The following is a 22,283-nucleotide window of genomic DNA, read 5'->3' as shown; positions in this document are numbered from 1 at the left end:
AAACTTACATCAGAACATACCAATGCCACAATCTAAACCATATCAACCCCTACTTTTCCGTTTACTGCACAACATCACTTCTTTCATTGTTATCGGTGCAGCAATTACCGGATTTTTAGTCTACGATAGTTGGGACGGTCGCTTCGGTCGCCTGGGAATAACTCTCAAAAACCGAGAATTAATCGATATTCACGGTACATTTGGGTTTTTCTTTCTGCCAATTCTGATTCTGTTTGCTATTTACAGTATCCGTGCGGGTTCGCAACGCTTAGTACAACCAGATTCATTGAAAAACTTAACGAAAGTAGGCAAACCAATCTGGTGGTACAGCTTGCAACGCCTTGCCAATACCATGATGTTAGTTGCAGGCATATTTGCTTTAGTTTCGGGTAAATTTCAGGATGAAAATTGGTTACCGAAAGGAGAAATGAGTCATGTTTGGTACTACGTTCACCTGATAGCTTGGTGTGTGGTAGTTGCAGCTATAGCTATTCATGTATTGATGAGCGTGAAAGTGGGTGGCGCACCGCTGATTCTTTCCATGTTCGATCTTAAAATTCGTCCAGAAGATAGTCCATCACATTGGCCGGAAAAAGTTAAAGCTTGGTTACGTCGTCCTCACTTATAATTGAAAAATCTCCTGATGTCCTCACTAGAACCAGAAATAACAAAAACCTTCACCTGCTTTGCCGATTGGTGTTTGCACAAAGACAGCCTTTCAAAAGAGGCGAAGCATACGATCGATTTGCTGTTAGAGATTGCGGGAACTTCTGATTGTGAAGAAGCCGATCGGATACTTTCAAACCGCACTGAATTGGATCTATCCAGCAATCAAATAACAGACATCAGTGGACTTTCTCCTCTCGCCAATTTGACCTACCTCTATCTCGAAGACAATCAAATAACAGACATCAGTGGACTTTCGACCCTCACCAATTTGACCTACTTCAATCTCAGGTACAATCAAATAACAGACATCAGTGGACTTTCTCCTTTCACCAATTTGACCTACCTCAATCTCAATTACAATCAAATAACAGACATCAGTGGACTTTCGACCCTCACCAATTTGACCTACCTCAATCTCAGGGACAATCAAATAACAGACATCGGTGGACTTTCGACCCTCACCAATTTGATCAAACTCATTCTCGGTAACAATGAAATAACGGATATCAGTGGACTTTCTCCCCTCACTAATTTGATCTACCTCGATCTCGCTGACAATCAAATAACAGACATCAGTGGACTTTCTACCCTCACCAATTTGACCGACCTCAATCTCTATAACAATAAAATCACAGACATCAGTGGACTTTCTACCCTCACCAATTTGACCGACCTCAATCTCTATAACAATAAAATCACAGACATCAGTGGACTTTCTACTCTCACCAATTTGACCGAACTCGATCTCACTAACAATCAAATCACAGACATCAGTGGACTTTCTACTCTCACCAATTTGACCATTCTCTATCTCGATAACAATCAAATCAGAGACATTAGTGGACTTTCTACTCTCACCAATTTGACCGAACTCTATCTCGATAACAATCAAATCACAGATCTGAGTCCATTGCGATCGCTTATTCAACTACACTATGCCTTTGTCTACGGTCTTAACTTATTCAAAAAATACTTTTTGCCTCAGCACGAGTGGCAAGCACAATGGCTTTTATCAGAAGAAAATGCCGAAATTCGCCGATTGCTAGTCCAAACTATTGGCTACGCTCGAATTTGCCAGGAATTGCAAGCAACCGAATTAGATTCTTGGCGGGAATACAGTTTATTAAAAATAGATAGCGATGTAGATGTCGAGCCAATTTATCTACTAAAAATGACTTGTCCCAGCACTGGTTTTATTCACGCCTTGCGCGTTCCACCCAATATGACATCAGCGCGTGAAGCAATTCGCTGGGTGAATTGGGGAATCGACCCGTCAGAGTTTACTGTGGAAAGCTGAGATGTTGCCATGTCTATTTATTCAGCGCACATTTATTTATAAACGCTAAGATTAAATAGAGCTAATATAGCAACCGCTCTCGTCAGTTAAGACGTTCACCAGTTGCACCTTTTCCCAAGATTTCTAGTCCCTTCTTCCCCTAGCCTCTAGCCCCTAACCCCGACGCCCTAGCTATAGTTTGAGGTAACAAAATGCCTTCACCATTTCCAGGGATGAACCCCTATTTAGAAAATTCCGAATTGTGGTCGGAAGTTCATCATCGATTGATTGTAGCGATCGCGATCGCCATAGCACCCGATCTGCGTCCTAAATATCGAGTCGCAATTGAAAAACGTACCTATTTGAGCGACATTGAGGAAAGCGTTTTGGTAGGAATTCCCGACGTGGCGGTATACGCTAAGCCTTCAAGTATCGATCGAACGCGATCGAATGTTGCGCTTGCTACTCAAACAGAAGCAACTTCTGTCACTATACCACTACCGGAAGAAGTCAGAGAAAGCTATTTAGCAATTAAAGAAGGAAAAACGGGTACAGTTGTTACCGTTGTGGAAATCCTTTCTCCTAAAAATAAGCGTTCCAAAGAAGGAAGGAAAGCTTACGAAAGCAAACGACAGCAAGTTTTGGCAAGTTTTAAGAATTTGGTAGAAATCGACTTACTCAGAAGCGGAAAACCAATGCGGATAATCGAAAAGATTCAATCAGATTATCGCATATTAATTAGTCGAGCTAATCGTCGTCCCACAGCAAGTTTGTATGCTTTTAACTTGCGGGATGCAATTCCCTATTTTCATTTACCGTTGGAGTCAGGCGAAAGCGAACCATTGGTAGAGTTGCAAAGCTTATTAAACAATATTTACGACGAAGCATCATTTGACATGGCAATAGATTACGATATCCAACCTGTACCGCAACTAAAACCGGAAGATGCCGTTTGGGTAGATGAGTTGTTGCGAACCGAAAAACTGCGCGGTACAGTTGAGTAAATGGGAATTACTCTCGCCTCTATTAAGTGGAATTTAATTATGGATACAAAAGCGATCGCATCTTCACCAACAACCGATAATCTCTATGAAACCGATTTCTATGCTTGGACGCAAGAACAAGCGAAAATGCTGCAAGCAGGAGTATGGGATGGTTTAGATATCGTCAATTTAGTTGAGGAAATAGAATCTTTGGGTAAGCAAGTTCGTCAGGAATTAAGAAATCGTTTGGGAATTCTACTGGGTCATTTGCTCAAATGGCAATTTCAGCCACACAAACGCTCTAAAAGCTGGTTTTTCACATTGCGCGAACAACGCCGCGAAATTCACTACCTATTAAATGAAAATCCCAGCTTGAAACCTTATCTTCCGGAAGCTTTGAAAAAAGCTTACCAAGCTGGAATCGACTTGGCTGCACGCGAGACATCCCTCTCAGACAAAGATTTTCCGGCTGAGTGTCTTTACTCTATAGAACAAGTTCTGGACGCGACTTTTTTCCCCGGAGAACCTTTAGAATCCGGTCAAAGTTGGGTAGTTGAAAATTGAGATAAATTATGTCGGCACAAAACGAAAACAATACTTCAAACTTTCATACATTTGCTGACTGGTGCTTGCACTTTAATGACCTGTCAAAAGAGTCAAAGCATACAGTTGAAGTGCTATTGGCAAAAGCTGGAACATCTGATGGCAATAAAGCAGAAGAAATACTTTCTAACTGCACCGAACTGGATCTCGATGGCAATCAAATCATCGATATCAGTCCGCTTTCATGTTTCACCAATTTAACTGTACTCAATCTTCACTACAATCAAATCAGCGATATTACTCCCCTTTCCTCTCTCACCAATCTCAAAGAACTCTATATCGGCGACAATCAAATCAGCGACATCAGTCCGCTTTTATCTCTCACCAATCTAAATTTACTGAATCTTCGCAATAATCAAATCAGCGATGTAAGTTTGCTTTCATGTTTCAGCAATATAACTAAATTGTATCTTGACAACAACCGCATCAGTGATATTAATTTTATCTCATCCCTCACCAATCTAATTGAACTGACTTTAGCGAATAATCAAATCGGCGATATCCGTCCGCTCTCATCTCTCACCAATCTAACTGATTTGGATTTTTACAGCAATCAAATCAGCGATATAAGTCCGCTTAAATTTCTCACAAATTTGCAATATTTGGAGATGGGCAATAATTTAATTGCAGAAAATAATGTGTTGCTTTCGCTTCGGGAGCGTTGGCGCAATCTTTATCTTAAACCTATAGATAAACAAAAAGCAACAGCAGCGGTAAAATCTGTTTATGCAGTGTTTGGTTTAGGAGAACCAAATCTAATTTTTTGCCAGAGTCCTTACCAGGCTGTGGTTTTGTTAATAGAGCGCTATCTACGGGAAAAAGATCTAATACTAAGAGAGCAGCTATCTGAAGCGATCGCCTTACCTATAAGCCGGAAATTAAAGATATTTTTAGAGTTACAAAGCGTATTTTTACCAGGAGAAAATATCAAGCGAGAAATCACTCAAAATTTGCCCTATGAATTAGTAGATAAATGCGATTACATTACTCCGGAAGACTTAGTTGAACTGATCGGCTTTACGGAATACTGTATTTCTGCCTTAAATTTAGTGTTAGAACAGAAATCTCAAAAAGTGTTGCAGTGTGTAAAGGATATTTTCGAGCATTGCGGCTGGATTTTTCCGTTAGAGAAAGTTTGTATTGTGTGCGATCGCCCTATCCAATTTTCCCTCGATGCAGAAGATCGCCTCCATGCAGAAGGATCTCCTGCGATCGCATTTGCTGACGGATTCCGTTTGTACTCCTATCACGGCGTCACATTACCGGAAAAATACGGCCAACTGCACCCGCATCAGTGGCAAGCAAAATGGCTTTTGTCAGAGAAAAATGCAGAAATTAGACGAGTTTTAATTCAAGGAATTGGGTATGCCCGGATTTGCCAAGAATTACAACTTGAAGAATTGGATTTTTACCGAGAATATACGCTATTAAAAATAGATAATGATGTTGATATTGAGCCGATTTTTTTATTAAAAATGACTTGTCCCAGCACCGGATTCATACACGCCTTGCGCGTACCGCCAGAAATGCGATCGGCCCGCGAGGCAATTCGCTGGGTAAATTGGGGAATCGATCCAGAGCAATTTTCAGTAGAAACTTGAAATAAAGGTGTATAATCTATAAAAAATGCAGATTATTTTCCAATAAAGCAATCTGCGATCGCAAATCAGTACCTTTGAGTGTTATGAATATATCGCTCACTACACAACAGGAAAAGTTTATTCAATCGCAACTTCAGACAGGGAATTACTCGTCTGCCGATGAGGTGATAGGTGAAGCACTACGACTGTTAGAAGAACATCATCGCCAATTGGGTGAAAAGCAGATTGAAGAACTCCGTCATAAAATCGCTAGCGGAACTGAACAAATCGCTAAGGGACAACTAACCGATGGTGAAGTTGTTTTTGCTAGACTGCGGGAGAAAATTAACCAAATATCTGAGTCTCAGGCATGAATAGTTACTCCTTTTCAGATGATGCTATCCAAGACTGTCGTCGTGAATTAGAGAAATTTTTCTCTAATTATGAAGGAAGCGGTTGATGGGGACAACTCCTAGCAGCAAAATCAAAGCCAAAGTCTGGGTAGTGGAAAAGGGCAAAATCCGTTCTCATTCAGATTATCTTGCCACAGAAGAACCGTTAGAAATTCGTTTGGTTGCTAATGGAGTTCGCCGGACTGTAGCTGTCACGATGCGAACCCCAGGTAATGATTTTGAATTAGCTACTGGTTTTCTCTACAGCGAGGGAGTTATTCACAAACGCGAAGATATTCGTCGCATTACTCATTGTGTCGATCGCCAAATAGATATCGAAAATCGCTATAATATTGTCAACGTGGAACTTGCCGCCGACGAATTGCCGAATTTGACAAGTTTAGAGCGACATTTTTATACGACAAGCGCCTGTGGAGTTTGCGGAAAAGCTAGTTTAGAAGGATTGCGATCGCGCAATTTCTCCACCATCACAACCAAACAAAAAGTAACACCAGAAATCCTTTACAGCCTCCCCGAAAAACTTCGCGCCTCCCAAGGAATCTTTGCCGCTACAGGTGGATTGCACGCCGCCGGATTATTCAACATCGAAGGCGAATTATTGACTGTGCGCGAAGATGTCGGGCGTCACAACGCACTCGACAAACTAATAGGAACGGCTTTACTCGGTGACTATCTGCCATTACAGAATAACATTGTCACGGTCAGCGGGCGATCGAGCTTTGAAATCTTGCAAAAATGCCTTGCCGCTGGAGTGCCAATTGTCTGTGCAGTTTCCGCACCCAGCAGCTTAGCCGTAGCGCTAGCAGAAGAATTCGGGATAACTTTAATCGGCTTTTTGCGCGGCGAACGCTTTAACGTCTATGCAGGAGTCGAACGCATCCTCATATAGCAGCCGCGCAATTAAAACCATTGTTTGGGATAAGTTTTCCCTGCCACAAGATTATTGAAAAACACACTGCAAAGCACCAAAACGATCGAACCCGCAAGTACAGGCGTAAACAGAAATTCCCACTCCGCATGAGTCATAATTGCAACTAAAGCAACAGCCCCCGCAGGCGGATGCACAGTTCCAGTCAATTGCATCAAACCAATCGCAGTACCTACTGCAACTGCCATTACCCAAGGTTCCGTTCCCAAAAGATGCAAACAAACTAAGCTGACTAAGGCAGCTAAACAATTGCCGCCGATAATATTGCGCGGTTGCGCTAAAGGACTATCGGGTACTGCAAAAGCGAGTACGCTGGTAGCACCTAAAGGAGCCATAATTAAAGGGTAATGAGTGGCTACAGATAAGTAAGCCAATGCTGCAATACCAAAAAAACCGCCCATATAGGAAAACAGAATCTGTTGCCAAGGAAGTCCTACCCCAAAGGCTGAACTACTGCGATTTCTGAACCGAGATCTATTTTTTCTGCGATCGAGTTTTGGCAGGTAACTAGAGCCAATTGCTCCTCTGGGTAAATAACCTCTCATAAATTTGTTGAACAAGTAGACAACTGTTTTCCAAAAAATTGCCAATAAAAAACCTGCGACTCAGAGATGTACTCATGAGCCAAAAAAACTCCCACAGTTCTGGTGTCAAGCTTAAAGCTTTAGCAAAATCCAGTCTGTTAGGTCTGCTAAGAATTTGTACTTAGTCTAGAATACACCTTAATTATGAAAAAGTGTAGCTTTAACTACAGAATTTTTTTAGATTTAATTTTATCAGGTGCGTTAGATACAGCTGTAACGCACAATAAGCAGATAGGGTGCGTTAAACGGCGTTAGCGCACCCTAAAAAAAGATATGAGTTCAATCAATCGCTATTTTGACCGATCGCACCCATACTACTCCCAAGCGATCTGCCAAAAACGCTCTAATTAGAAATCGGCACATTCTTAATTGCGCCAGTCTCTGGAATAAAGATATCCAGAGTGTTCGCATTCGGTGGCACTTTTAACCAGACATAAGCATCTACCGACGCACCTGGGCGAATTTCAGATAAAGAGATAGTGCCAGTTGCATTTTGGCGGGGATTAACCGCTTTATAAGTTTCGCTGGTAACAGTATTGCGGGCAGTTGTTTCGCCCACAGGTATGAGATTATTTGCCGCTACTTTATCTGCGAGACGGCGAATTCGCATCTGCACATTTACCACATCCCGATTACCAGTTTGCGGATCGGCAATTCGCTTAGCCGAAAGCAATTCTACTTGCGCCTTTGTACCGAATGCTAATTGTTGAAACGCCCCAGATTGAAATTCTACAGTCACTGGAAGAGTAAGAGCAGCAGTGCTGGGAACTGTAGCTGCGACTTGCGGTGCAGGCGTTTTAGGAGATGGATTAACTGATGAATTGTTAATACCATTGCTTGCAGTTGTACTGGGAACGATAGTTATTTGCGGTGCTGGTGTTTGAGGAGATGAACTGACTGAGGAATTGTCGATCTTGTCAGTTACAGTCGCGTTTGGAGTGGCAGTTATTTGCGGTGCTGGCAATCTTGACTCACCAGTGATTGAATTAATATCGGAAATCAGCACATTTCTAAATGCACCTGTGTTTTTGACTAAAATATCAATTGTGTTGATACCTTGTGGCACTTTTAAGGCGACATAGCCATCAACAGGTTGTTCTTTGGACATATTAAACAGAAAAATAGGCCCGGACGATCGCTTCACAGAATCGACTGCTTGGTAAGTTTCACCAGTGATAGGATTGCGGGCACTTGTAGCGCCAACATTAATAGTTTCACTGCCTACAAAGCCCTTTGCCAGCCGATGAACGCGCAGCTGCACATTTACTTCGTCAGGCTTTCCCGGAACTCGCGTCACTGAGAGTAACTCTACTTGCGCTTTATTTTCTAAAGCAAGCTGCACATAAGGATTTTTTGGTACTTCGACGCTAGCAGACGGAGATGGGGAAGCCGCCGTTTCAGCGGATGGAGTAATTGCAGTCGTGCCTGTGTTAGTTTGTGGATTAAAAGGGTTACTCACCCGCCCCTCTTGCATCGATCGATAAAGCAAAAAGCCGCCCGCACCCAGCGCCAAAAGCGCCAGCACAGTCGCCACACCAGCCAAAAAGCTGTTTAAAATGCTACCGCGACGCTGGGGTTCTGCGGTTACTGGGCGTGGGTCACTTTCTCGATTGCGCGTTTTCATAGCAAAAGTAAAATCACGGGAATTTTATTATCGGTTTTGCCTATCAGTATATATTAGTAACCCAGGAGTTCCGGGAACCTCCCTCATAAGAGAGAATTTTATCTAGTATGCTTTTTTCTGAGGACTTACACAAAGCATCTCAATGTCGGGTCAATTCATGAATTGACCCTAAACTGAGATTCGCTGCGTAAGTTCTGTTTCTCAAAGATAAACTGAAGCGGGGAACACCCAGTAGCTGAAAATGCTTATGAATTTTAAAAGTTTTGCAGTCATTGGCAGATCGATCGCTTTAGGGGTGCTTGTTCTGAGTTGCCAGGTGTGGGTAAGACAATTGAGTGCAAAGGCGCAGTCACCGACACTTTCCAGTCGAGAAGCATTCGCGTCAAAGCAAGCAGTCAAACAACAAAGTTATGCTAGAAATATTTGCCCAGCACAGTTAGGTCAAGCTATTGATGCGATCGCCAACCGTCCCGAATACCGCCGCTATCGTTGGGGTATGCTAATTCAAACATTATCCTCATCCCAAATTCTCTACAGTCGCGACGCACAACAATACTTTACACCCGCTTCCAACGTCAAACTATTTACAACCGCAGTTGCTTTAAACCAGTTAGGTTCCCAGTTTCGCATTCGCACATCAGTTTATGGCAGCAATGGCGTTTTGCGCGTTGTCGGACGTGGCGATCCCAGTTTAACAGATGCACAGTTAAAAGATTTGGCTCAACAACTCAAACGTCAGGGAATTAGTCAAGTGCAGCAGTTAATTGTGCATGATGATTATTTTCAGGGGCCGATCGTTAATGTTAACTGGCAATGGGAAGATGTCGCATCAGATTATGGCGCACCTGTCAATAGTTTAATTTTAAATCAAAATGCGATCGAGATGACCTTATTACCGCAAAAATTGGGGCAACCTCTTAAATTTACCTGGAACGATCCCTTAAGCGCTTCCCAATGGCAAGTGGAAAATTTCTCAGTAACAGCTAAAAATGGTTCGGAAAGTACCGTTGCAGTAACAGGCGTCCTGGGTAAACCTGTTTTGCAAATCTGGGGCGAATTGGCAGCTAATTCCGAACCGGAACCTGTTGGTGTAGCTGTACGAGATCCGGCAGAAAACTTTTTGCGGCATTTTCAAACCGCTTTAGAATCAGAGGGAATTAGTATCGCCCAGACAATGCTTGCACCGAGTCAGAAAAGTGCAGATGAACCGGAATTAGCAGCAGTTGAATCTCCCCCACTATCGCAACTTTTAATAGATACCAATCAACCGAGTAATAATTTGTATGCCGAGGTTTTGCTGCGAACGATCGGCGCTATCAAAAAATCCGATATTCGCAATCAAAATACTGCTGAAATGGGATTAGAAGTACTAAAAAAAACTTTAACAGATTTGGGTGTAGAACCGGAAAGTTATGTTATCGAAGATGGTTCTGGATTATCTCGTCACAACTTAGTTAGTCCGTTAGCTTTGGTACAACTGCTCAAAGCAATGGCACAGTCACCCCAAGCAGAAATTTACCGCGCTTCTTTGCCAGTTGCTGGAGTTAGCGGCACTCTCAAAAATCGCTTTAAAAATACTGCTGCCCAAGGAATTGTGCTAGCCAAAACTGGTACATTGGGCGGTGTATCAACCCTGTCTGGATATGTTGATGTTCCCGGTTACGAAACGGTGATATTTAGTATTATGCTAAATCAGTACGATCGACCGGCGAAAAAGATGCGTCCGGCAATTGATGAAATTGTTTTGTTGCTGAGTCGTTTGCGTCGTTGTTAGGTAAAACATTCGGAGTTTTGGTTGAGGTACGAAACCACAATAAATACTACAAACAAATAGCATTCAGAAAGATTTATTGCTAATGAGAATTCCAAATGCTGATGGAGGATTTCGTCTAGACGTTTAGGATACAGTTGCATTAACATCGTCATCAAGTCATCGTAAGCTTGATGAGCGATCGCACTTTGATTAGCTAGGAAGGATGGCATAATTACAGTTTAGCCTATTATCTCTATCAATTGTGTAAAATCAACATCTTCTAAGGGATTCGGCAAACGGTTAATAAAATCTAGTGGCAGACTGCGATCGCTATTTACCAGAATTGCGCTAGCTTCTGTGGCAATTGGATCGGCGGGATATAATTTTAAAATGCGGCCTATAATTTTCTGCTCAAAAGCTCTTTGATTGCGATCGCCTTCAATATTAGGCTGTTTTTCCAGCACAGCGTAAAGCACTCGCAGATTGTCAGGCGCTAATTCCCTAGCACGTTCTAAAAAATAACCATCTAGTTCTTCAATTGTCGCACAGGAAACCCATTGCGCTAGTGAATGAGCTAAAAGCAGTAATTCAATTGGTACGCTACCTCGATTACAAAGTTCCCGAAGTGCCAGATAACCAGCATTTTCGATAGAAATTTGCTCTGCTAAAGCATCAAGCAGTATGGTAATTAAAACATCCTGGGATGCGCCACTTAGCTGCTCTATGTGTCCCTTTTCTTGGTCGATCGCATCTAAAACTTCTTTTACACTTGTAATCATGGCAATGCCCAATAATCTGAAATGCGAACTACTCCGCCTACTGTACCAACTCTATATACAATTTTGACACTATTGACGGTTACGATCTGAACTAGCGGTTTATTGGCAGATTTTAATTCCGGTAGCGTCACACCAGAAGCAAGCAACTGCTGAATGTCATCTACGATGCTGTCTTCTACAATATCAATTGTTCCAGCACGTTGGGGATTACTATCTGGGCCAGTTCGATGTTCTCTGTAGGCGTGTCCGGTATTAAACTGGTAGTCGATACCTGCATCGGTGGTGAATCGTTCTAGATTCGTACCAGTTCCTTTAGTGGTAAAGGTTCTCATTTAATAGACTCCTTTTCTGAATTTCAGTTTTAGTATCACCAAAATCAGAAAGAAGTTTGTTGGCATTTTCTTTACTAGCGCGATCGATCTTTTTTATTTAACCACAGAGGCGCTCTAGGACTCCGAAGAAGAGAAAGAGAGAAGGACGATCGCATTTTGGGTATTTTGGGAAAGTGCGATCGCTATTTAGGCAAAGTTAGCCACTTCCACTGGACGCTCAACCACCAAGCTTTTACGATTGAGTTTAATGCGCTCAATTTCGTGCAATGTTTCTGCCGTCAGGTAACTTTCACCACAATGAGGGCAACGCACTACTGGGATATTCTCTATCACCAACAAATCTTCACCTTTACCATAGGTTCTAGTAATTCGGCGGATACCCGCACCTTCGCTACCACAAATATCACACACCATTTTGAAATTCTCTTTTAGGGTACATATACAGTAATGATAATTGTTTGAATTCTCTTAGGATACCTTTAACTTGTGCCATTTTTATGAGGTTTTAGTCCATTAAATTTTACAATACTTACCTAAGCGTGACAATACTTAATCAATTTTCTAGGTACGTTGTTGCGCTTTAGCGCTAGCCTAGATTTAGCGCTAAAGCGCAACAACATACCTAAGCCCTGTTTTATTAAGCTATGTCAAAATTTCTGGTTAGCCAATATCAGGCAGAAGTAGAAAAAATTATTCAGTATGGCGGTTCTCGCAACGAAACCTCGATTCGGGTTGCTTTTCAAAACTTATTAAATGAATATTGCAAAAATAGAGAATTTCTGCTTATCCCTGAATTGGATTATAAAACCAGAAGCGGCAAGTTAGTCTATCCAGATGGCACGATTAAAGATGCTTTGCGGTTAGATTGGGGTTACTGGGAAAGTAAAGATGAATATGATGATTTAGATCTGGAAATTGAGAAAAAACTCAGTAAGGGATATCCTGATAGCAACATTTTATTTGAAGATTCCCAAACTGCTGTTTTGATTCAAAGTGGCGTGGAGACAATGCGCGTTTCTATGCGCGATGGGGAAGCTTTGGATCGCGCTATCAATGCTTTTATTAACTACGTTCGCCCGGAAGTTAAGGATTTTCGCCAAGCGATTGAAAGTTTTAAGGAAGATTTGTCTAGAATTTTGGATTCTCTGCGCGATACGATCGATCTTCAATCCGCAACTAATATTAATTTTCAAACCGCTAGAGATAAATTTTGGCAAATCTGCAAACAATCGATCAATCCAGAAATCACTTTACTGGATCTTCGAGAAATGATGATTCAGCATATCCTCACTGAGGATATTTTTATTAATATTTTCAATGAATCTCAGTTTCATCGCGAAAATAATATTGCCAGTCAGTTACAAGCGATAATCGATACCTTTTTTACGGGTAATGCGAGAAGGAATACTCTTAGCACGATCGAACATTATTATGCAGTGATTAGAAGAACTGCTGCTAATATCTACAATCACCAGGAAAAGCAGAAATTTTTGAAAGCTGTTTACGAAAATTTCTATAAAGCTTATAATCCTAAAGCCGCTGATAGATTGGGAATTGTCTATACGCCTAATGAAATTGTCCGCTTTATGATTGAAAGTGTCGATTATTTAGTGCATCGGCATTTTGGTAAATTGCTAGCCGATCAAGATGTGGAAATCTTAGATCCGGCTACCGGAACGGGCACGTTTGTTACTGAGTTAATCGAATATTTGCCTAAAGACAAGCTGGCTTATAAGTATAAGCATGAAATTCACTGCAATGAAATAGCTATTTTGCCTTATTATATCGCTAATTTGAATATTGAATTTACCTATAAGCAAAAGATGGGTGTCTATGAAGAGTTTGAAAATATTTGTTTTATGGATACGCTTGAACATACTTCTTTTGCGGGTAAGCAAGGTGATTTGTTTGCGCTGAATGTGGAGAACACGGAAAGAATTAAACGGCAAAATGACAGGACTATTTCTGTGATAATTGGCAATCCACCTTATAATGCAAATCAAGCTAATGAAAATGACAACAATAAAAATCGCAAGTATCCGGCAATAGATAGTTTGATTAAAAATAGTTACGTTAGGTATAGCACTGCCCAAAAAACAAAGCGTTATGATATGTATTCTCGCTTTTTTTGTTGGGCAACAGGTAGGTTGCATGAAAACGGCATTTTAGCTTTTATTACTAATTCATCTTTTATCCATTCAAAAGAAGCTGATGGATTTAGAAAAGTAGTCGCTGATGAATTTAGCGAAATTTATATCATTGATTTAGGTGGGGATGTAAGATCTAATCCTAAAATATCAGGAACTAAACATAATGTTTTTGGTATTCAAGCAGGTGTTGCTATAAGTTTGATGGTAAGGAAGAAGGATAGTAACAGCGTACCATGTAAGATATTTTACACTCGCAGATCGGAATTTGAGACAGCGGAGGATAAGCTGAAGTTTTTAGCAGGAATTAAATTAGATCGGGTTTCTTTTGAACATATTATACCCGATCAAAATAACAACTGGATAAATCTAGCCGTCAATGATTTCTACAGCTTACTCTCATTAGCTAATAAAGATACTAAACGGGCTAACAGTCAAAATGATGACAAAGCAGTATTTAAGCTATTTTCTTTTGGGGTTTCTACTAATAGAGATGAATGGGTATACGATCTTAGTTCCGATTTGCTTTCCCAAAAAATAGTATTTATGATTCAAGATTATAATCAAAAAATAGATCTAATAATCAAGAATAATACAAGTAATGATTTAAATTTAATTCTGAGCGATATAATAAAATGGAGTGAGTCTTTGAAGTCAAAAGTAAAAACTCACAAAAAAGCAATTTTCGCCCAAAAACATATTATTCAAGCTACCTATCGCCCTTTTGTGCAAAACTATTACTATGCTGACTTTATTTTTAGTGACAGGTTAACTTCCAGTCATACTCAATTATTTGGTTCAAACTTTCAACGAGAAAACTTAGTAATTTGTTTTACCGATCCGGGTTCACAAAAGCCTTTTATGACCCTTGCTGATAATAGAATACCTGATTTGCACTTAAATGGTGCTGCTTGCGGGACGCAATGCCTTCCCCTCTACCGCTACGACAAAGAAGAAAACCGCCACGACAACATCACCGACTGGGGATTAGAACAATTTCAAACTCATTACAAAGATCCCAATATCACCAAAGAAGATATCTTTCACTATACATACGCGGTACTTCACAATCCCGCCTATCGCCAAAAATACGAACTAAACCTAAAACGCGACTTCCCACGTTTGCCATTTTACGATAACTTCCAGCAATGGGTAAATTGGGGGAAAAAATTAATGGATTTACATATAAATTACGAAACAGTTGCACCCTATCCCCTCAAACGCATTGACTTACCCATTGAAAACAATCGCCTTACTCCCAAAGCAAAGTTAAAAGCAGACAAAGCAAAAGGAAACATCGTTTTAGATGATATCACCACCCTAGAAAATGTTCCCCAAATTGCTTGGGAATATCGCCTCGGCAACCGTTCTGCTTTAGAATGGATTTTGGATCAATACAAGGAAAAGAAACCCAAAGATCCCACAATTGCGGCCAAATTTAATACTTACCGTTTTGCCGACTATAAAGAACAAGTGATTGACTTATTGCAGCGAGTATGCAGTGTCAGCGTAGAAACGATGAAAGTTATTCAAGAAATGGGCAGATAAGATATGATTACAAAACTTACTCCTAAACATCCAGTTGGTGAGCTTTTTGCTGAAGGATGGTTTGAAGGGGTGTTATGAGTTTTAATGTGATAATTATCCCCGAAGATCCAACTAATAATGGTTATATCCTGAAACCATTAGTAGGGTGGGCATTGCCCACCCTACAACTTAGTGGGCATTGCCCACCCTACAACTTAGTACCGATCTTCTTCTTCGTATTCTGGAGTCTTAGTTTTTTCCGGTATATTTACCTTGGGAGCTTTGTAGGGCTTGGGTGCTTCGTCGTCAGCCCAAACATCTTCCTCCTCTTCCTCGTCTTCGTATTTATCCTGATATTTTTTGTTGTCATAACGCGGTGGAGGTTCGGGTGTCGCATACGCTTTTCTGGCGTAGTTGTTGGGCGTTTGCGATGCTTCGCTCCAGTTTTCTTCTTCTTCTATATCTTCTTCATCGTAGTAAGCGGGTTCTGGTGGGGGCGCGGCTTTACGCAGGGGTTGTGCTTGACGCACCGGCTGTCGGGGTGCGGGTTCTTCCCACTCGTCTTCGTCCCAGGTTTCTTGGGCTACCGGTTTGGCTCTGCGGATGGGTTCGGCTTTTTGGAGGGGAACGCCTGGGCCGAGTTGCTTATCGGCTCCGATCGTGGTAGGTCTGTAGTATTCTTCGTCTTCTTCTCGTTCCCAAGGCGCTCTACCAATACCCAAGCGCTCCATTACACCGACGGTCAGCTGCACGAGTCGGTCTTCGGCTCCTTCAAATACGATCAGACGATTCGGGCCACTGCTGACAATTTCGTCAATGGGTAGTTCGTAGGTGCTGATAGTCTCAAAACCGCCGATGCGATCGGGTATTTGCGGAACACCCAAAGACGCGATAATCAAAGATGTTAGTTTGCCAGTTTCCGGCTCAAACTTGAAACTCCGCACCCTCCCCAGCATTTCGCCGGTTTCTGTGATCACTTCGCAATTGATCAGGGTGTTGTAAGCTTCTACGTCTACGTCGTCTTCCAGAACGGTATCATCATCAACTTGGATAACGTCGCCGATTTGAGTGATGCGACTGAGGAGCATAAATCGCGGTACGCTGCCAATAGAGATGATGCTATCTCGCAGACCTACTGCCACAACCTCCCGCTGGTCGATATCTACCCACAGTTGGCTCACCACCCCAAGGCGCTTCGCCTTATCGAGGGTGATTACCTGCATTCCTAATATGTCTGAGCGTTGGCGGATTTGTTCAGATGTCATTATGTGTCCCGAACCTGGGTCTCGAACCCTGTTACAATACTTATCTTAATTATTCACATTGTCAATTGGCTGACTCAGGCAAGCTTCAGGACTGCAATTTTATGCCTAAAACTTGGGTGTAAGCTCCCCTAGCTTGGGTAACACCGATGACGCGCTCAGCCGATTTAACCATAGGGCCTTTGTGACTGACTACAATAAACTGTGCTTGGCTTGCCTGTTGTTTGATCATTCTAGCCAATCGCTCGACATTTGCTCCATCCAAAAACATATCGACTTCATCAAAAGCGTAGAAGGGTGAGGGACGGTAGCGCTGCAAGGCAAAGATAAAGCTCAGTGCTGTCATGGATTTTTCGCCGCCAGACATGGAGGCGAGGCGCTGTACGGGTTTGCCTTTGGGGTGTGCGACGAGGTTTAAACCGCCGGAAAATGGGTCTTCGGAATTATCCAGGGTTAAACTGCCGTCCCCTTCGGAAAATTCCGTAAAAATAGCTTGGAAGTTTTCGTTAACGGCGTCGAAGGCTTCTTTAAAGGCGCGGAAACGTAAGGTGGTGAAGTTTTCGATCCGCAATAGGATTTCGGTGCGTTCTTGTTCCAGGGTAGCTAGTTTTTGAGTTAGTTCATCCAGGCGGTTTTGGGTGCGATCGTACTCTTCCAGAGCTAGCATATTGACGGGTTCCATTGCTTGGAGCCGTTTTTGAATAGTACGCATCTCTTTTTGCAGTTCTTCGAGATCCACTTTTTCCGGTACTGTGGGCATGGGGTCGGGTAATTCTGCCTGTCTGGTTTCCCGTTGCGCTTGCACCGCTACCAGTTCTTCCCGGCGAGTTGTTTGGGTTTCTTGGAGTTTCTGCAATTCCCATTCTACTTGTTGTTGAGATTGACGTAACTCGCGCAGGTGATTTTCTGTGCGATCGCGTTCTTTTTTCTCTTCTCCCAACTTTTTCTCTGCCTCAGTCATCGACGCCTGAGTTTGTGCTATCTGTTCGTTTATCGCTGCTAATTGCGTGCTAACTGTTGATTGTTGCGCGTTCGCATTTCCTTGCAGATTGTGATATTCTTCCACGCGCCGATGACAATCTTGAATTTTTTCTTGCAAGCGCTGCTGTTGATTTTCCAAATCTTTTAACCGTTGTTCGGCATTGCGAAAATTTTGTTCCCTTTCTCGCAATTCCGCTTCCTGTATTTTGATCGTCGCTTGGATTTGTTGCCACTCGCTATGAGTTTGCGATTGTTCCAATTCTGCCAAACTTTGTCTGAGTTCTGCCAATCGTATTTCTTGTGTCGGTAATTCCCGATCCAAAGATTCCAGACGAGTTTGCGCGTTGGCTAGTTCTTGGTTATTTTTAGAAAGGAGCGATCGCGCCTGTTCCATCTGCGCGTTTAAATTCTTGATTTCTTTCTGCAATTGTTCAAAATGCAGTTCTTGTTCCCGCCGTTGTTGGCGTGCTTCCGTTAATTGGTGAGATAATTGTTTTGTCTTCACGGACAGAGAATGAATCGCCTCACCGCAGCGTTCTAAAACTATTTCAATTTCGTGTAACCGATTTTTCAATGCCGTTGCTTCCGCCGACTCAGAAGGATCGCCTACACCGAAATGCAAAGTCGATTTTTGACTGATACTCCCGCCAGTCATCGCACCGCTAGTTTCCAACAATTCCCCATCTAACGTGACAATGCGATATTGTCCCAAATAAACGCGAGCTGCATCGATCGTTTCAAAAACAACCGTTCCGCCAAAAACATAAGCGAAAACATTTCGATAGCGATTGTCGTATTCGATCAGATTAACGCAATAATCGATAAATCCATTCGCATATCGCAAAGCAGTTGCTTGATGGAATGGTGGCGGTTGAATTTTGTTCAATGGTAAGAAGGTAACTCGACCTGCGCGTTTTTGTTTGATCAGTTCAATTCCCGCCGCAGCAACGCCATCATCTTCTACTACTAAATTTCCCAAACGCGCACCCGCAGCCGTTTCCAGTGCTAATTGAAAGCGCGGTTCGACTCTACCCAATTGGGCAACCAATCCGCAAACTCCCGGCAATCCAGATTGTTGAATAACTTGAATCGCGTAAGTTCCTTGCGCTTCTTGTTGAGCTTGCGCTTGTGCTTCCAATTTATCTAATTGTCGTTGTTTATCTCGTTGTTCTTGCAAGAGACGTTTTTGAGTTTCTTGCTGAAGTTGCAGTTCTTGTTCTGCTGCTGTGAGAGATTGCGCTAACGATTGAACTGTGTGGGAAGATTCTGATAGTTGAATTTCCCAATCAGCAGCTAGAGATTGTTTGGTAGTCAGTTGCGGTTCGCTGGATAGCAATATTTGACTTTGTTCGTCTATCTGCCGACATAAATTAGTGTAGCGCTCTCGCAGTTGCGCTTGTTCCGTGCGCTGCGGTTCGATCGCTTGCAGGATGGTTTCGATTTGGCGACTGAGGGCAGTTTGTTGCTGTACCCAAGCTTCCGACGCAGATGCGATCGCACTCGCATTTTCCCGATTTTGGTTTAATGCTTGTTGCGTTTCCTCCCGTGCAGCAGCTAAATAATATAGTTGTCCTCGCACAGTTTCTTGTGACTGAGTTAATTGCTCTAAACTTTGTTGATGTTGTTCGATTTCGCGATGAGTTTCCTGCAATCGCCTTTCCGTTTCTTGGGCAGATGTTTTCAGTTCCTTTACTTGACGTTCTAGCTGACGCTGTTCCGCTTGTTGAGTAGCGAGAACAGATTGCAAAGATAGTAATTCCTCTTCTCCCAAAGCTTTAACGCGAGCGTTCAAATCTTCCAGTTGCGCTGTAGTTCGCTCAATTTGTAAGTTCAGATTATTTAGTTGTTCGTTAAGTTGATGAAAATTGCGATCGCCTGCTTCGATGGATTCCCGGAGATGCCATTCCTGTTGTTGCAGAGAACGCCAAGCCAAGACAATTTCCCACTTTTCTTTTTCCTGAAGTTCGCCGCGAAGTTTTTGGTATTTTTCTGCTTTAATACGATCTTGAGAAAGACGATCGCGCTGTGCAACTAATTCCTTTTCCACAATCCGACAGCTATCTTCCTTTTCCCGCACCGTCTCCAGAGTTTCCTTCGCCTGGGAAATTTTGCGATCGAAAGCCGCCACCCCAGCCAACTCATCAATAATCTCGCGACGTTCCCGCGAATTCATCGAAATAATGCTGGTCACATCCCCTTGCAACACGACATTGTAGCCTTCTGGATAAATCCGCAAGCGTTCTAATTGTTCGTGCAGTTCCCCAACAGTACAAGTTTGACCGTTAATGTAATAAGTCGAAGTGTAACTGCCTTGCTTGGTAACGCGCAACCTACGGGTAACACTCCATTCCTTCGATTTGGGATTTGGGATTTTGGATTTGGGATTTTCTTGCTGTTCTTGTGTTTCCGCAAGCGGAACAGATGCGCCATTTTGTGCTACTGTTTCATTTCCATTCGCTTCATTCCCATCCCCGTCGAACGGGGAGGCGTCGGGGGTAGAATTTCCATCTTCCGTAATATCCTCTCCCAATCCCGCTTCATCGCTCAAATCGAACGTCACCGTAACAATAGCTTCCGCAGCACCGCGCTGCATTTGGTTTTGGTTAACCAAATCCGGGAGGCGTTCCGCACGCATACCCCTGGAACTGGCGAGTCCCAGACAAAACAGCAGCGCATCCAAAATATTCGATTTTCCCGATCCATTTGGCCCAGTAACTACTGTAAACCCTGGCAGCACGGGAATCTGGACAGTACCGCCGAAAGATTTGAAGTGAGTCAGTTCCAGGCGCTTGATATGAACCATAGGCGCTGGTAGGTATGGAAGTACAAGTGTATCAGCGATCGAGTCTCAACAGGTTAGCACAGCCAGTCATAGAGACGAAAGATACTATTCTATTCTCCAGGCTTGGTACTTTTCACCCTGCTAGATTAGCAATTGATACTCTGCTGCCTTCGGCATTTCAGCAATCTATACCTTTTTTCCAATATGCCAATTCCAGAACCCTCCCAACTATCCCTATGGCTACTGAATGGGTTACTTGCCATTATTGCGGGTCTTTTGATTAACGAATGGGGTAAACCAGGCAATTCATCGCGGCGCAAGTGGTTAATTTTGGTACTGGGTGCGGGGTGTAGCTTAATGGCAGCCCTGGTAAACTGGTCAAGCGGTGCTACCTCAGCAGATGACCAAACCTATTTTCTCGTTCTGGGCTATGCCTACTCGCTGCTAACAATATTCTTGCTTATCACCAGGGAGAAAGCCGAAACTCCGTCGCCTCGCAAACAGCTGCTAGAAGCTGTCCGGGATGAAGTGGCGCAGCGGCTGGAAGTTTCTCTGCACAATCAAAAAATGATTGACTTGGCGACGAGAGAGTTACCGCATCATGTCGGGGCAAGTTCTATTTCGGCAGTCAATCCAGACAAACGACAGTTGATTAACTGGATTGAATTGCCAGCTAAGTTGATGTCGCAATTCTTAGGAAAAGCCGATAATGGGCAAGATGTCCATCCCGCAGACGAAACAATTATTGATGTTTTTAAGCGCAAAGAGGGCAAGTTACTGATTTTAGGTGAACCTGGTGCTGGCAAAACCACAACGCTGCTCGATTTGGCAAAAGATTTGTGCGCGGAAGCAACAGAAAACGAGAAACAACCCATCCCGATTTTGTTTGACCTTTTTTCCTGGAACTATGCCAAATTCCTCAACTACGCCTCAGAGCGACTTTTCCTACAACGAATTGGCGGACGTTATCGCTTCATCCACGACTTGCTGCGAGAGCATTTTGCCCAAATGTCACAATGATGATTAATTTCCTGTGTTCTGATAAGATGAAGCCGATCTTATGCGATCGACAAATGAGATTTCAGTTTTGACAGAATATGCCAAGATTGAGTCCACAGAATCGATCCACCTTCTTCCGGCTGGAAAATACGCTCTGCAAAAGGTAGCCGTTTCGCCAAGGTTGCGCCAAAATCAGGGGAATGAACGGTACTCGTATCCAAACCGCCATACCACAGATCGACGGGAACAGCGATCTCTTCCAATTTTATCTGCCAAGAACTGAGCGCATTAAGGAGATCCCGTACATATCCTTGAGCGCCCTGTGAGAAACCTTCCTGCAACGATCGCCTAAACGCTTGGCTAAAGGTGTCACTCTCATATAATACGCGATCGCATTCTGCACTCATCCCGATAATTAACTGCCACAAACCATCAGCTGTAGCCATCTGAGAAAAGCGTTGCTCAAATCCTACAGGATCTTGTTGGATAGCAAGAATCGTACCTTTTACATCGGGATGCAAAAGCGGTAAGAGGCTGGGATGAGAAAGTTCATCCTGTCCCGACACAATTGCGATCGCTTTCACTAGACCCCCCGCTGCTAAAGCAAAGGTGAATGGTGCGCCTTGAGAAAAACCCACAGCGAGAACATCATGGAGATCCTCGGACTGAATAAACTCTCCTATATCATCCACCCAAGAAGACAAAGTTTTATTCGGGTGAGGGTCAGACAAACCTAAGCCAGGTCGGTCAATCGCAATCAATTTCAGACCGAGATTTGGAATATCGTTCGCCCCAAAACCAAGCCAACCGCTCATTCCCGCCCCAGTGCAAAACAAAACTGGAATACCCTCAACAAGTCCCCATTCCGACCACGCGAGTCTACGATCGTCGTGCAGTTGCATTGTCGCCTGTCTTTCGGGTGGTGTTGCGATCGCTTTTTTGTTATTCATTTTCTTGACATCCTCCTCGACCTAAAGGTACGAGGATTCCAAAGATCGCTCTTTGGGCTTCCTCTTTCCACGACTCGGCTTACTTGGAGGGATTTCTCCACCCAGGCAGAG

General features: G+C 43.0%; 19 protein-coding genes. 10 read left to right on the top strand and 9 right to left on the bottom strand.

Annotation, left to right across the window (positions count from 1 at the left end):
- Window positions 1-22: 22 nt before the first annotated feature.
- The 7 genes from H6G03_RS27280 (at window position 23) to fdhD (ending at window position 6,413) form a co-directional block, all read left to right on the top strand.
- Window positions 23-628: a cytochrome b/b6 domain-containing protein gene (locus tag H6G03_RS27280; protein ID WP_190471533.1), complete on the top strand. Its 606-nt coding sequence runs from the start codon at window positions 23-25 to the stop codon at window positions 626-628.
- 15 nt (window positions 629-643) lie between these two features.
- A complete protein-coding gene (locus H6G03_RS27275) occupies window positions 644-1,966 on the top strand; it encodes a leucine-rich repeat domain-containing protein (RefSeq protein ID WP_190471529.1) in 1,323 nt (440 codons plus the stop codon).
- A gap of 191 nt (window positions 1,967-2,157) precedes the next feature.
- Window positions 2,158-2,949, top strand: coding sequence for a DUF4058 family protein (locus H6G03_RS27270; protein WP_190471527.1), 792 nt, complete (start codon window positions 2,158-2,160; stop codon window positions 2,947-2,949).
- Between the two features lie 39 nt (window positions 2,950-2,988).
- Window positions 2,989-3,492, top strand: a complete 504-nt coding sequence (locus tag H6G03_RS27265) for a DUF29 domain-containing protein (protein ID WP_190471576.1) — start codon at window positions 2,989-2,991, stop codon at window positions 3,490-3,492.
- 8 nt (window positions 3,493-3,500) lie between these two features.
- Window positions 3,501-5,132, top strand: a complete 1,632-nt coding sequence (locus H6G03_RS39350; RefSeq protein WP_190471524.1) for a leucine-rich repeat domain-containing protein — start codon at window positions 3,501-3,503, stop codon at window positions 5,130-5,132.
- An 83-nt stretch (window positions 5,133-5,215) separates the two neighbouring features.
- On the top strand, window positions 5,216-5,485 hold the full coding sequence (locus tag H6G03_RS27255) for a type II toxin-antitoxin system ParD family antitoxin (protein WP_190471522.1): 270 nt from the start codon (window positions 5,216-5,218) through the stop codon (window positions 5,483-5,485).
- 85 nt (window positions 5,486-5,570) lie between these two features.
- Window positions 5,571-6,413, top strand: coding sequence for a formate dehydrogenase accessory sulfurtransferase FdhD (gene fdhD / locus H6G03_RS27250; protein ID WP_190471519.1), 843 nt, complete (start codon window positions 5,571-5,573; stop codon window positions 6,411-6,413).
- An 11-nt stretch (window positions 6,414-6,424) separates the two neighbouring features.
- Here the strand turns inward: fdhD and H6G03_RS27245 are convergent, their stop codons facing one another.
- Both H6G03_RS27245 and H6G03_RS37420 read right to left on the bottom strand, forming a co-directional pair.
- Entirely contained in the window at window positions 6,425-6,997 is a 573-nt protein-coding gene (locus H6G03_RS27245; protein ID WP_190471515.1) for an HPP family protein, read from the bottom strand.
- A gap of 382 nt (window positions 6,998-7,379) precedes the next feature.
- Complete coding sequence (locus tag H6G03_RS37420; protein ID WP_199315509.1) at window positions 7,380-8,660, bottom strand: hypothetical protein; 1,281 nt, start codon at window positions 8,658-8,660, stop codon at window positions 7,380-7,382.
- A 241-nt stretch (window positions 8,661-8,901) separates the two neighbouring features.
- Between H6G03_RS37420 and dacB the strand changes: the two genes are divergently transcribed.
- Complete coding sequence (gene dacB / locus H6G03_RS27235) at window positions 8,902-10,434, top strand: D-alanyl-D-alanine carboxypeptidase/D-alanyl-D-alanine endopeptidase (RefSeq protein WP_456057588.1); 1,533 nt, start codon at window positions 8,902-8,904, stop codon at window positions 10,432-10,434.
- Here the strand turns inward: dacB and H6G03_RS27230 are convergent.
- The 4 genes from H6G03_RS27230 to H6G03_RS27215 form a co-directional block, all read right to left on the bottom strand.
- On the bottom strand, window positions 10,431-10,643 hold the full coding sequence (locus H6G03_RS27230; RefSeq protein WP_190471510.1) for a hypothetical protein: 213 nt from the start codon (window positions 10,641-10,643) through the stop codon (window positions 10,431-10,433). The two genes, dacB and H6G03_RS27230, sit on opposite strands and share 4 nt — an antisense overlap.
- A gap of 9 nt (window positions 10,644-10,652) precedes the next feature.
- Window positions 10,653-11,192, bottom strand: coding sequence for a hypothetical protein (locus tag H6G03_RS27225; protein WP_190471508.1), 540 nt, complete (start codon window positions 11,190-11,192; stop codon window positions 10,653-10,655).
- Window positions 11,189-11,524: a hypothetical protein gene (locus H6G03_RS27220; RefSeq protein WP_190471505.1), complete on the bottom strand. Its 336-nt coding sequence runs from the start codon at window positions 11,522-11,524 to the stop codon at window positions 11,189-11,191. The genes H6G03_RS27225 and H6G03_RS27220 overlap by 4 nt, the downstream gene beginning before the upstream one ends.
- A gap of 186 nt (window positions 11,525-11,710) precedes the next feature.
- Entirely contained in the window at window positions 11,711-11,938 is a 228-nt protein-coding gene (locus H6G03_RS27215) for a type II toxin-antitoxin system MqsA family antitoxin (protein WP_190471502.1), read from the bottom strand.
- A gap of 230 nt (window positions 11,939-12,168) precedes the next feature.
- Between H6G03_RS27215 and H6G03_RS27210 the strand changes: the two genes are divergently transcribed.
- On the top strand, window positions 12,169-15,219 hold the full coding sequence (locus tag H6G03_RS27210; protein ID WP_190471500.1) for a type ISP restriction/modification enzyme: 3,051 nt from the start codon (window positions 12,169-12,171) through the stop codon (window positions 15,217-15,219).
- A gap of 194 nt (window positions 15,220-15,413) precedes the next feature.
- On the opposite strand, the gene H6G03_RS27205 is transcribed toward H6G03_RS27210, so the two are convergent.
- Together H6G03_RS27205 and smc are read right to left on the bottom strand one after the other, a co-directional pair.
- Complete coding sequence (locus tag H6G03_RS27205; RefSeq protein WP_190471497.1) at window positions 15,414-16,463, bottom strand: PRC-barrel domain-containing protein; 1,050 nt, start codon at window positions 16,461-16,463, stop codon at window positions 15,414-15,416.
- 85 nt (window positions 16,464-16,548) lie between these two features.
- Window positions 16,549-20,244 (bottom strand): chromosome segregation protein SMC, encoded by a 3,696-nt coding sequence (smc, locus tag H6G03_RS27200; RefSeq protein WP_190471494.1) that lies wholly within the window; start codon window positions 20,242-20,244, stop codon window positions 16,549-16,551.
- Between the two features lie 183 nt (window positions 20,245-20,427).
- Here smc and H6G03_RS27195 point away from each other — a divergent pair, with 183 nt between their 5' ends.
- Window positions 20,428-21,243: a hypothetical protein gene (locus H6G03_RS27195; RefSeq protein ID WP_190471579.1), complete on the top strand. Its 816-nt coding sequence runs from the start codon at window positions 20,428-20,430 to the stop codon at window positions 21,241-21,243.
- A 38-nt stretch (window positions 21,244-21,281) separates the two neighbouring features.
- Here the strand turns inward: H6G03_RS27195 and H6G03_RS27190 are convergent, their stop codons facing one another.
- On the bottom strand, window positions 21,282-22,172 hold the full coding sequence (locus H6G03_RS27190) for an alpha/beta hydrolase (protein WP_199315508.1): 891 nt from the start codon (window positions 22,170-22,172) through the stop codon (window positions 21,282-21,284).
- Window positions 22,173-22,283: the final 111 nt, after the last annotated feature.

The organism is Aerosakkonema funiforme FACHB-1375 (genome assembly GCF_014696265.1).
Classification (GTDB): domain Bacteria; phylum Cyanobacteriota; class Cyanobacteriia; order Cyanobacteriales; family Aerosakkonemataceae; genus Aerosakkonema; species Aerosakkonema funiforme_A.
Note: the sequence above shows the minus strand (reverse complement) of the source record. Positions and strands in the feature narration are given on the sequence as shown.

What these genes read in the sequence shown, in the direction of transcription:
- smc (WP_190471494.1), bottom strand. Translation starts at nt 20,244, where the DNA reads ATGGTTCATATCAAGCGCCTGGAACTGACTCACTTCAAATCTTTCGGC.
- dacB (WP_456057588.1), top strand. Translation starts at nt 8,902, where the DNA reads ATGCTTATGAATTTTAAAAGTTTTGCAGTCATTGGCAGATCGATCGCT.
- H6G03_RS37420 (WP_199315509.1), bottom strand. Translation starts at nt 8,660, where the DNA reads ATGAAAACGCGCAATCGAGAAAGTGACCCACGCCCAGTAACCGCAGAA.
- H6G03_RS27275 (WP_190471529.1), top strand. Translation starts at nt 644, where the DNA reads ATGTCCTCACTAGAACCAGAAATAACAAAAACCTTCACCTGCTTTGCC.
- H6G03_RS27280 (WP_190471533.1), top strand. Translation starts at nt 23, where the DNA reads ATGCCACAATCTAAACCATATCAACCCCTACTTTTCCGTTTACTGCAC.
- H6G03_RS27220 (WP_190471505.1), bottom strand. Translation starts at nt 11,524, where the DNA reads ATGAGAACCTTTACCACTAAAGGAACTGGTACGAATCTAGAACGATTC.
- H6G03_RS27190 (WP_199315508.1), bottom strand. Translation starts at nt 22,172, where the DNA reads ATGAATAACAAAAAAGCGATCGCAACACCACCCGAAAGACAGGCGACA.
- H6G03_RS27270 (WP_190471527.1), top strand. Translation starts at nt 2,158, where the DNA reads ATGCCTTCACCATTTCCAGGGATGAACCCCTATTTAGAAAATTCCGAA.
- H6G03_RS27205 (WP_190471497.1), bottom strand. Translation starts at nt 16,463, where the DNA reads ATGACATCTGAACAAATCCGCCAACGCTCAGACATATTAGGAATGCAG.
- H6G03_RS39350 (WP_190471524.1), top strand. Translation starts at nt 3,501, where the DNA reads ATGTCGGCACAAAACGAAAACAATACTTCAAACTTTCATACATTTGCT.
- H6G03_RS27210 (WP_190471500.1), top strand. Translation starts at nt 12,169, where the DNA reads ATGTCAAAATTTCTGGTTAGCCAATATCAGGCAGAAGTAGAAAAAATT.
- H6G03_RS27230 (WP_190471510.1), bottom strand. Translation starts at nt 10,643, where the DNA reads ATGCCATCCTTCCTAGCTAATCAAAGTGCGATCGCTCATCAAGCTTAC.
- H6G03_RS27225 (WP_190471508.1), bottom strand. Translation starts at nt 11,192, where the DNA reads ATGATTACAAGTGTAAAAGAAGTTTTAGATGCGATCGACCAAGAAAAG.
- H6G03_RS27265 (WP_190471576.1), top strand. Translation starts at nt 2,989, where the DNA reads ATGGATACAAAAGCGATCGCATCTTCACCAACAACCGATAATCTCTAT.
- fdhD (WP_190471519.1), top strand. Translation starts at nt 5,571, where the DNA reads ATGGGGACAACTCCTAGCAGCAAAATCAAAGCCAAAGTCTGGGTAGTG.
- H6G03_RS27215 (WP_190471502.1), bottom strand. Translation starts at nt 11,938, where the DNA reads ATGGTGTGTGATATTTGTGGTAGCGAAGGTGCGGGTATCCGCCGAATT.
- H6G03_RS27195 (WP_190471579.1), top strand. Translation starts at nt 20,428, where the DNA reads ATGCCAATTCCAGAACCCTCCCAACTATCCCTATGGCTACTGAATGGG.
- H6G03_RS27245 (WP_190471515.1), bottom strand. Translation starts at nt 6,997, where the DNA reads ATGAGAGGTTATTTACCCAGAGGAGCAATTGGCTCTAGTTACCTGCCA.
- H6G03_RS27255 (WP_190471522.1), top strand. Translation starts at nt 5,216, where the DNA reads ATGAATATATCGCTCACTACACAACAGGAAAAGTTTATTCAATCGCAA.